8 protein-coding genes and 1 pseudogene are annotated in these 10,111 nt (G+C 70.3%); 3 read left to right on the top strand and 6 right to left on the bottom strand.

Going from position 1 to position 10,111, the window contains the following annotated elements; translation table 11 throughout:
* Positions 1 to 164 precede the first annotated feature (164 nt).
* A pseudogene (locus GEV10_22895) lies at positions 165 to 314 on the top strand (transposase).
* 99 nt (positions 315 to 413) lie between these two features.
* On the opposite strand, the gene GEV10_22890 reads toward GEV10_22895, so the two are convergent.
* Positions 414 to 1,544: a helix-turn-helix domain-containing protein gene (locus GEV10_22890; protein ID MQA81295.1), complete on the bottom strand. Its 1,131-nt coding sequence runs from the start codon at positions 1,542 to 1,544 to the stop codon at positions 414 to 416.
* Here GEV10_22890 and GEV10_22885 point away from each other — a divergent pair.
* On the top strand, positions 1,332 to 2,633 hold the full coding sequence (locus GEV10_22885; protein ID MQA81294.1) for an MFS transporter: 1,302 nt from the start codon (positions 1,332 to 1,334) through the stop codon (positions 2,631 to 2,633). The two genes, GEV10_22890 and GEV10_22885, sit on opposite strands and share 213 nt — an antisense overlap.
* A 79-nt stretch (positions 2,634 to 2,712) precedes the next feature.
* On the top strand, positions 2,713 to 4,278 hold the full coding sequence (locus GEV10_22880; protein MQA81293.1) for a sulfatase-like hydrolase/transferase: 1,566 nt from the start codon (positions 2,713 to 2,715) through the stop codon (positions 4,276 to 4,278).
* Positions 4,279 to 4,282: 4 nt separating this feature from the next.
* On the opposite strand, the gene GEV10_22875 is transcribed toward GEV10_22880, so the two are convergent.
* Genes GEV10_22875 through GEV10_22855 form a run of 5 tightly spaced genes read right to left on the bottom strand, consistent with a single transcriptional unit; the run spans position 4,283 to position 10,071 of the window.
* Positions 4,283 to 5,686 (bottom strand): amidohydrolase family protein, encoded by a 1,404-nt coding sequence (locus GEV10_22875; GenBank protein ID MQA81292.1) that lies wholly within the window; start codon positions 5,684 to 5,686, stop codon positions 4,283 to 4,285.
* Positions 5,683 to 6,174 carry a hypothetical protein gene (locus GEV10_22870; GenBank protein MQA81291.1) on the bottom strand — a complete coding sequence of 164 codons (492 nt, stop codon included), beginning with the start codon at positions 6,172 to 6,174 and terminating at the stop codon, positions 5,683 to 5,685. Before GEV10_22870 ends, GEV10_22875 begins: the two co-directional genes overlap by 4 nt.
* A gap of 15 nt (positions 6,175 to 6,189) precedes the next feature.
* Positions 6,190 to 7,236 (bottom strand): amidohydrolase family protein, encoded by a 1,047-nt coding sequence (locus GEV10_22865; GenBank protein ID MQA81290.1) that lies wholly within the window; start codon positions 7,234 to 7,236, stop codon positions 6,190 to 6,192.
* Positions 7,175 to 9,586 (bottom strand): molybdopterin-dependent oxidoreductase, encoded by a 2,412-nt coding sequence (locus GEV10_22860; protein MQA81289.1) that lies wholly within the window; start codon positions 9,584 to 9,586, stop codon positions 7,175 to 7,177. The genes GEV10_22865 and GEV10_22860 overlap by 62 nt, the downstream gene beginning before the upstream one ends.
* Complete coding sequence (locus GEV10_22855) at positions 9,583 to 10,071, bottom strand: 2Fe-2S iron-sulfur cluster binding domain-containing protein (protein MQA81288.1); 489 nt, start codon at positions 10,069 to 10,071, stop codon at positions 9,583 to 9,585. The genes GEV10_22860 and GEV10_22855 overlap by 4 nt, the downstream gene beginning before the upstream one ends.
* Positions 10,072 to 10,111: the final 40 nt, after the last annotated feature.

Genomic DNA, 10,111 nt, shown 5'->3' with positions numbered 1-10,111 from the left:
CCGGTGACCATCTTCGCGAACTCGGCGACGTGGCCGGCGAGGGCGTCCAGGTGCGGGCAGCGCGCCCGGGCGTCTTTGAGCTTGACCCGCTCGTCCGCGTCGAGGTTGTCGGGGTCGCGCATGATCCAGCCGGTGACGTGTCGGACCTTGAAGCGCCTCAGCTGGCCTACGCCCGCTTCTACAGCTCAGAAACCGAACGCCGAGCCGCCCTCCCAGACTGGCTCCACACCTACAATCACCACCGAGCCCACAGCGCAATCGGAGGACACCCACCGATCAGCCGACTGACCAACGTGCCTGGACATCACAACTAGGGCGTGCTGGTAAACGGCGTTCGAGGCGAGCGGCGTCCAGGGTGGTCAATGGGTGAGGCAGCGGACCCAACAGACAGCGGCCCCACAGGAGCCGTCAAATCACCGCGATCCGAGCTCCCCAGAAATCAAAGAGGCCGCCGCAACGAGCCGAGGAACCGCATCCTCCATGGCCGCCTCCCCGAACCGACTACTAGGCGCCGTGGTCGAGAGAGCCGCCACCACCCGCCCCGCATGACCCCGCACGGGGACCGAGAGCGTGTTCACCCCCGCGATCGTCTCCTCGAACGCCATCGCATGTCCCCGCTCCCTGGCCGCCGCGACGGCCGCGACCAGCGCGTCGGGACCGAGCGGCTTGACCGGGCGCACGTCGACCTTGCGCCGGTCCGACACGATGCGGCGTACCTCGTCGTCCGGCAGGTCGGCCATCAGCACCCGACTCGGGGCGCCGCTCCACAGTGGCAGCGGGCGGCCGACCTCGAACGTGGCGCGCAGTCGCGAGGCGCTCTCTACCTGGTCGAGGTGCATGAGCTCCTCACTGAGCACCACCGACAGTCCCATCGTCTCGCCGAGCTCGTCGCGCAGTCGGGTCAGGTACGGCAGCGCCACGGTGCGGACGTCGAGGCGCCGCTGGTACGCCGTGCCCAGGGCGAGGGTGCGCGGACCGAGCCGGTACCTGCGGGTCACCGCGTCCTGCGCGGCCATGTCGGTCTCGACGAGGTCGCGCAGCAGACGCTGCACGGTGCTCTTCGGCAGGCCGACCTCGACGGCCACCTCGCGGATGCTCAGGCCGGCGTCGCGGACGCGCAGCACCTCGAGAATGTCGACCGCCCGTCGCAACAGCTCGCTCACCCGACTGCCCTCCCGAGGGTTGACGCGCAGCGCCGACCCGGCCCACGATGTCCCGCTAGATGATGTCAGTGTCCCACTCAACGGGTCAGACCGCAAGCGGGACGCGTCGAGGCCCACGGCGGAGGGACTGCGAGGGTGCGCTCGCAGACAGGCACGGGCACCGGCTCGATGGAGACGTCGATCCGCCAGGTCGCGGCCGCCAGCCTCATCGGCACCGTGGTGGAGTGGTACGACTTCTTCCTCTACGGCACGATGGCGGCGCTGGTCTTCAACAAGCAGTTCTTCCCGACCTTCGACCCGCTCGTGGGCACGCTCGTGGCGTTCGCGACGTTCGCCGCGGGCTTCATCACCCGCCCGCTCGGCGGCGTGGTCTTCGGCCACCTCGGCGACCGGCTCGGCCGCAAGAAGATGCTCGTCATCACGATGATGATCATGGGCCTGTCGACGTTCGGTATGGGCCTGCTGCCGACGTACGCCCAGATCGGCGTGGCCGCGCCGCTGGTCCTCCTGCTGCTGCGCATGCTGCAGGGCATCGGGCTCGGCGGCGAGTGGGGCGGCGCGATCCTGCTCTGCGTCGAGCACGCGCCGCGCAATCGCCGTGGCTGGTTCAGCAGCTGGCCGCAGCTCGGCGTGCCCGTCGGCCTGCTGCTGGCCACGCTGTCGGTCAGTGCCGTGAGCTCGTTCGGTGACAACGCGCTCGCCGAAGGCGGCTGGCGCATCCCATTCCTCATCAGCATCGTGCTCGTCGTCATCGGCCTGTTCATCCGGCTGCGGATCAGCGAGCCGCCCGCGTTCCAGCGGCTGAAGGAGAACGACGACCGCGCCCGGGTGCCGCTGTTCGAGGTCATCCGCAAGCACCCGCGGATCACCTTGCTCGGCATGGGCGCGCGGATCAGCGAGAGCGTCACCTTCAACGTCTACAACGCTTTCCTCGTCACGTACACGGTCGAGGTGCTGAAGCTGAAGCAGCACATCGTGCTCGACAGTCTCGTCATCGCGGCGATCGTCGGGTTCGCGGTCGTGCTCCTCGCGGGACGCCTGTCCGACAGGATCGGTCGGCGGCCGGTCTTCATGGCCGGCGCGATCCTCGCCGCCGTGTCGGCGTTCCCCATCTTCGCGCTCGTCGACACCGCGACGCCGGCGCTCATCGCGCTCGCCGTGGTCGTCGGCTGGGGCATCGCGGCCTGCGGCATGTACGGGCCCGAGGGCGCACTGTTCGCCGAGATCTTCCCGACCCGCGTGCGCTACAGCGGCATGTCGGTCGTCTACCAGATCGGTGTGCTGCCGAGCGGCGCGATCGCCCCGCTCGTCTGCACCGCACTCGTCACGCAGTTCAGCGGATCATCGTGGCCCGTCGCCGTGTACGTCGTCGCGATGGCACTCATCTCGATCGTCTCGCTGATCTTCCTGCCGGAGACGCACAAGCACAGCCTCGACGAGATCGACCAGAACGTGCCCGACCGCGCCTGAACGTCCACACGTCCACACCAGAACAGGAGGCCCCGTGCCCGACCCGCGTCCGGACATCGTCCTCGTCCTCGCCGACGACATGGGCTTCTCGGACATCGGCTGCTACGGCGGCGAGATCGACACGCCGAACCTCGACCGGCTGGCACGGGCGGGCACCCGCCTCACCCAGTTCTACAACTCGCCACGCTGCACCCCGTCCCGCGCCTCGCTGATGACTGGCCTGCACCCGCACCAGGTCGGCGTCGGCATCCTCAACTTCGACGACACCCCGGACGGCTACCCCGGCAACCTCTCCGAGCGCTGCGTCACCGCGGCCGAGGCACTCGGCGCCGCGGGCTACGGCACGTACCTGTCGGGCAAGTGGCACCTCGCCTCGGACATGGAGAATCCCAACCCCGCCTGGCCGGCCCGCCGCGGGTTCGACCGCGTCTACGGAACGCTCGAGGGCGCGGGCAGCTTCTACCAGCCGCGCACTCTTGTCCGCGACGAGCGGAACGTCGAGGAGGAGGCACTCGACCCCGAGTTCTTCTACACCGACGCGATCAGCGACAACGCATGCGGCTTCGTCGCCGACCACCACGAGCGCCGAGGTGACGACCCACTGTTCCTGTACCTCGCGTACACCGCGCCGCACTGGCCGCTGCATGCGCACGAGGACGACATCGCGCGCTACCGCGGACGTTTCGACGAGGGCTGGGACGTCCTGCGCCGCAAGCGCCTCGACCGTCTGGTCAACGAGGGAATCCTCGACGAGGCCTGGCCGCTCAGCGACCGCGACCCGCGCGTCGAGGCGTGGGACGACACGGCGGACAAGGAGTGGCAGGCACGCCGGATGGAGGTGTACGCCGCGCAGGTCACGCGGATGGACGCCGGCATCGGTCGCGTCCTCGACACCCTCGACCGCCTCGGCCGGCTCGACAACACGCTGTTCGTGTTCCTCTCCGACAACGGCGGTTGCGCCGAGGAGATGCCACCGGAGTCGGTGAAGGAGTTCGTCACGAGCTTCGTGCCGATGCACGAGCACACCCGAGCCGGCGTGCCGGTCGTGCCAGGCAACACCAGCGAGGTGATGCCCGGGCCCGAGCACACGTACGCGAGCTACGGCCGCGGCTGGGCGAACCTGTCGAACGCGCCGTTCCGCGAGTACAAGCACTGGGTGCACGAGGGCGGCATCGCGACGCCGTTCCTCGTGCACTGGCCGGCAGGGCTCGGCCAGCCGCGCCGCCTTTGCCACACGCCGTACCAGCTCGTCGACGTGCTGCCGACGCTGCTCGACGTCGCCGGCGCCGCGTACCCGTCGGAACGCGCGGGAGAGCTGGTGCCTCAGGCGGAGGGCCGCAGCATGCTGCCCGCGTTGCGTGGTGAGGACGTCGACGGCGAACGTCCGCTGTTCTGGGAGCACGAAGGTAACGCCGGCGTCCGCCAGGGCCGGTGGAAGGTCCTCCGCAAGCACGCGAAGGACTGGGAGCTGTACGACGTCGCAGCCGACCGAACGGAGCTGCACGACCTCGCCGCCGAGCATCCCGGCCGCGTCGCGTCGATGACCACCGCGTACGAGGGGTGGGCGGAACGCTGCGGCGTCATCCCCCGCGAGCAGGTGCTCGCGTTGTACGCGAGGCGCGGCAAGGGGTTGCCGGAGGAGTGAGCCGTCAGCTGACGGGCCAGCGCCCGCGGACCAGCTTCTCGCCGTCGAGGCGGTCGTACAGCGACGCGGCGCCCGCTCGTACGTCGGACAGCAGCTCGTCCTCGTCGACCCTGGTCAGCCGGCCGTCCTCGACGACGAGCTCGCCGCCGACGAGCACGTGCTTCGTCGTGCGCCCGGTCGCCGAGTACACGAGGTTCGACACCGGGTTGTACAACGGCTGCCAGCTCGGGTCGTCGGTGTCGAACAGCACGAGGTCGGCCTGCTTGCCCACCTCGATCGAGCCGAGCACGCCGGCCTGGTCGACCGCGTGCGCACCGTTGACCGTCGCCATCTCCAGCGCGCGCTCGGGCGGCATCACCCGCGGGTTGACCCGCACCTCCTTGTGGCCGCACGCCACGAGGAACATCTCCCTGACGAGGTCTACGGGTCCCGAGCACGCGTGGTCACTGCCGAGGCCGACGTTGACGCCGAGCTCCATCAGCTCGGGCAGCACGCCCACCCGGATGTTGCCGTAGCCGTTGTGCATGCTCGACGTCGGCGCGGCGACGATGCTCGCCCAGTGCTCCTGGAGGATCGCCACCTCCTCGGGCTCGAGCCAGCCGCCGTGCACGAGCAGGGTCCGCGGCCCGAGCGCGTCGAGCTCGCGCAGCCGCGCGATCTCGGGAAGGCCGAACTTCGCGACGGACGCGTCGTGCGTCGAGTAGCTGAAGCAGGCGTGGGTCTGCAGCAGCACCTCACGGTCGGCGGCGACGTCGCGAAGCGTCGTGATCAGCTCGTCGCTGGAGTTGTTGAGCCCGCGGAACGACACCGACGCGCGCACGCGGCCGTCGTACTCGCCGTGGAAGCGGTCGACCAGCGCCTCGGCCTCCTTCGCCGCGGAGTCCGGCGTCGAGACCATCGACGACGGCACCGAACCGAACGCCGAGTCGCCGAGGTCGAAGGCGCTGCGCGCGACGACCACGCGGATGCCGGACGGCGCCACCCCCGCGACCGTGCGGTCGGGGTGGTTGTTGCCCGGGTCGACGAAGCACGTCGTGCCGGACAGCAGCATCTCGCGCGCGGCGAGGCGAGCGCTCAGCTCCACGTCGTCGGGCGTCAGCGCGGCCTCGTACGGGTACATCCGCGCGATCAGGAACTCGCGCGCGTTCGCCTCGTCGGCGAGGCCGCGGGACAGCTGGAACGACGAGTGCAGGTGCCCGTCGATGAGTCCGGGTGTCGCCACGGCGTGGTGGCCGTCGACGACCTGCCGTCCCTCGTACGCGGCGGTCACCTCGTCGCTCTTGCCGACGGCGACGAACCGGCCGCCGTCGATCGCGACTGCCGCGTCGCGGATGACGCGCCTGTCCTCGTCGACCGTGACCAGCCAGTCCACGTGGTCGACGACGACGTCGACCTGCGTACTGCTCATGCCTGGGCATCCTCCTCGGGGCCGACGTAGGTGAGGTCGTCCTTGACCTTCACCTCGATGAGGACGTTCTCCTCACCGGACTGCTCGCACAACGCCGACCGGTGCGCGACACCGCGGGGGATGCACAGCACCTGGCCAGGCAGCAGCGTGTGGACGCCGAGCTCGGTCTCCCACCGCAGCGCGCCCTTCACGCAGATGATGACCTCGGAGTGGTCGGCGCTGCGGTGCCAGAAGCCCATGTCGTGGACGCTGCGCTTCGACACGTCCACCTTCGCAGCCTCGGAGTCGAGCACGCGCAGCGGGGCACCGTCGGGCTTGTCGTAGTTGGCGGGCTGGATCCGGTCGTCGGCCGTGTCGAAGTAGATGAGGCGCTCGCCGCCGGACACGACCTGCACGGCGGTCGCCTCGGTGCCGCGCGGTCGTTCGATCACCACCCGGGCGTCGCCGACGGTGAGCACCTCACGTGTGGGACTGGCTTCGGACGTCATATGGAGTTCCTCTGTTCAGGCCGGGGTCGGGAGACCGAAGAAGGCATGGGCGTTGCCCGAGCAGATCCGCTGCCGCACGTCGGGCGCGGGGTCGAGGTCGCGGACCACGCGCAGTGGCTCGGGATCCATGATCGGGAACGGGTAGTCGGAGCCGAGCAGCACGCGGTCCGCGCCGGCGAAGTCGAGCAGGTACGACAGCGCGCGCTCGCGGTAGACGATGCTGTCGAACCACAGCGCGTCGATCCCGGTGGCGGGGTCGGCGAGACCGCCGGGATCGAGCGCGTGGTTGCGCTGCAGGCGTCCCCACAGGTACGGCACCGCTCCCCCGCCGTGCATCAGCAGGATCCGCAGTCCGGGGTGCCCGGCGAGCCGTCCGGAGTAGAGCAGCCGTGCCACCGCGACGTCGGTGTCGTACGCGCGGCCGAGCGTGTTGGGCATGCCGTACACCCGCGTGCGCGGGTCGCCGGCGTGGAATCCGGGGTGCATCACGACGGGCACCCGGTGCTCGGCGAGCGCCGCCCACAGCTCGTCGAGGCGGTCGGCGTCGAGCTCGTCGGCGCCCGCGGAGCAGCCGATCGTCACGCCCCGATAGCCGGCGGCGAGCACGCGTTCGAGCTCACTGATCGCGAGCGCGGTGTCCTGCAGCGGCAGCGTCGCGAGCGGCACCATGCGTCCCGACGCCGCGGCCTCCTCCTGCAGCAGGTCGTTGAGCAGCCGGTGCCAGTACGCCGCCTCGCCCGCGGGCAGGCCGTAACCGAACAGGTCGGCCCACACGCCGACGACCTGCACGTCGATGCCCTGGTCGTCCATCCACGCGTGCGAGCGCGCGCGGTCCAGCAGCACCGGCGGGATCGGCCGCGGCGTGCCGAGCCCGGGCAGCGTCAGCGTGACGGTGGCATCGTCGCGGTGCACACCGACGCTGGGCAGCTTCGCGGACGACCGCTCGATCGCGTCGACGAGCGCCGGCGGCACCAGGTGGGCGTGGGCGTCGACGCAGGGGTCAGTCGCGGGCGCCACGGTGGATCCCCTCGAGGATCTGCTCCGGCGTGACCGGCAGCGCATTGACCTGCACGCCGTACGGCACCAGCGCGTCCTCGATCGCGCCGGCGATCGCCGCGAGCGAGGTGATCGATCCGCCCTCGCCGGTCGCCTTCGTGCCGAGCAGCGTGTACGGGCACGGCGTCTCGAGGTGGCCGAGCTCGATGCGCGGCACGGTCTGCGCGACCGGCTTCAGGTACGTCTGGAACGACGTGGCGAGCGGGTTGGCCGCATCGTCGTACTGGAACTCCTCCAGCAGCGCGGCGCCGATGCCGTGCACCGTCGAGCCGATCGCCATGCCCTCGACCACGGTGGGGTTCAGCTGGCGTCCGCAGTCGTGCACGATCGCGTACTTGAGGAAGTCGAGCATGCCGGTGCCCTTGTCGACCTCGACGACCACCACGTGCACCGAGTTGGAGTGCGTGAGCTGGACGTTGAAGTCGCCGCGGTTCGGCGGCTTGGCCATCGGGTTGCGGTAGTACGCCATGATCCGCAGGCCGGGCTCCATGTCCGGCGGCAGCAGCACGACCTTGTTGTACGCGACCTTCGCCAGGTCGGAGAACGAGACCGTGCGCGAGGCGTCGCCTCCGACGCGGACGGCGCCGGCGTCGAGGACGAGGTCGGACTCCTTCGCGTCGAGCAGGTACGCGGCGAGCGTGAAGACCTTGTTCCGTACGCGCTCGGTCGCCGTGATGACCGCGCCGACCTCGACGTCGTTGAAGCGGTTGGAGTACGCGCCCGACTGGCCTGTGTACGGCGAGCGGGTCGAGTCGAAGAACGTGTCGAAGCTGATGTCGTCGGGCGTGATGCCGAGCATGTCGGCGACGACCTGGCAGATCGTGGTCTCGTGGCCCTGACCGGTGTCGACCGAGCCCGTCCGCACGGTCACCCTGCCGTCGACCTCGATGCCGACGACCGCGCCCTCCGAGCTGCCGTTGTAGTCCGTCGTGCCCTTGAGCAGCGAGTAGTACCCGATGTTGGACGTGCCGGGCTCGATGCCCGCGGACAGGCCGATGCCGATCAGCCGGCCCTCGGCGCGCGCGGCCTCCTGCCGAGCGCGGAACTCGTCGTACTGCCCGAGCACGAGCGCACGCCGCAGCGTCTCCGGGTAGTCGCCGCTCTCGTAGATCTCGCCGGCGGGCGTCGTGTACGGCATCGCCTCGCTCGGCACGAGGTTGCGCATGCGGAACTCGGCGGGGTCGATACCGAGCCGCCGCGCCGCGCGGTCGACCGAGCGTTCGAGCGCGAACGTCATCGCCGGCTTGCCCACACCGCGGTTCTGCACCACCGGACCGCGGTTGGTCACCACGCTCATCAGGTCGATGCTCGCGGCACCGATCGTGTACGGGCCGACGGCGGTGGCGAACTTGATGAGCCCGTAGATGCCCGCCGTGTGGATGAACGCGCCGTCGTTCTCCCTGCTCCGCAGCCGCATCGCGAGGATCTTGCCGTCCGCGCTGACGGGCAGCTCCATATCCATCTCGACGTCGGGGGTGTGCGTGCCGCCGAGCATGTGCTCGGTGCGCGTCTGGATCCACTTGAGCGGCCGGTCGACGCGCTTGGCGAGCAGGCAGCCGATGAGGACGTACGGCCAGACCGCGAGCTTGATGCCGAACGAGCCGCCGCTGTCGGGCACCGACAGCCGCACGCTCGCCGTCGGCACGCCGAGCGCCTTGGTGATGTTGCCGATCGACCGCGCGGGCTGCTGGTCGTTGGCGTAGACGTCGTACTCCCCGGTGCGCGGGTCGTACGACACGGTGAGGGCGTACGGCTCGAGCGGCGTGGAGCTGAACCTGCCCACCCGGTACGTCTCGCGGATCACGAACGCCGCGTCGTCGAACGCCTGGTCCATCGGGCCATGCGCGATCTCGTCGTGCACGAGGACGTTGGTGTCGATGTCGTCGTAGATGCGCGGCGCGTCGTCCGCGAGCGCCTCGTCGATGCCCGCGACCGAGGGCAGCGGCTCGTACTCGACATCGATCAGGTCGAGCGCGTCGCGCGCGGCGAACGGGTCGACCGCGGCGACGGCGGCGACCGGCTCGCCGACCCACCGCACCTTGTCGACGGCCATGACGTACTGCGTGACGGGCGCGGTGACCGAACGGGACGCGACGGGGCTCGTCTCGTCGCGCACATCCGCTCCGGTCACGACCGCGAGCACGCGCGGGTCGGCGAGCGCGCGCGAGGTGTCGACCGACACGATGCGCGCGTGCGGGTGCGGGCTGCGCAGGATCGCAATGGTGCCGCCGTCGAACGGCAGGTCGTCGAGGAACCTCGCCCGCCCGTACATGTGGCGGGCGTCCTCCTTGCGCGGCGCGCGGTGGCCCACCCAGTTGCGAGCGGCGAGGACGCGCTCGGGGTCATAGATCTTCATCGCGAGACCGCCTCATCGTCGTTCGAAACAGAGGAGATCGCGTCGACGATCTGCTGGTACCCGGTGCACATGCAGAGGTTGCCCTTGAGCGCCGCGCGGATCTCGTCCTCGTCGGGTGCCGTCGTGTCACGCAGCAGCGCGCACGCGTTGGTGAGCATGCCGGGTGTGCAGTACCCGCACTGGATCGCGCCGTGCTCGGTGAACGCCTTGCGCAGCGCCGGCACGCACGGCGCGTCGAGCCCGTCGACCGTCGTGACCTGCGCGCCGGACGCCTGGACGGCCAGCATCATGCAGGACTTCACCGGCTGCCCGTCGAGGAGAACGGTGCAGGCGCCGCAGTTGCCGGTGTCGCAGCCGACGTGCACGCCGGTACGTCCCGCCTGCTCCCGTAGGAAGTGGACCAGCAGCTTGCGCACCGGCACGCTCGCCTCGACGCGCTTACCGTTCACGTCGACCGCGACGGTCTCGTGCTGTTCGCTACTCATGACGCGCCCGCCTCCTCACCCGACTCCGGCAGGCGCCGCG

Source organism: Streptosporangiales bacterium, from assembly GCA_009379955.1.
Lineage (GTDB): Bacteria > Actinomycetota > Actinomycetes > Streptosporangiales > WHST01 > WHST01.
This window is presented reverse-complemented; position numbering and strand designations above follow the sequence as displayed.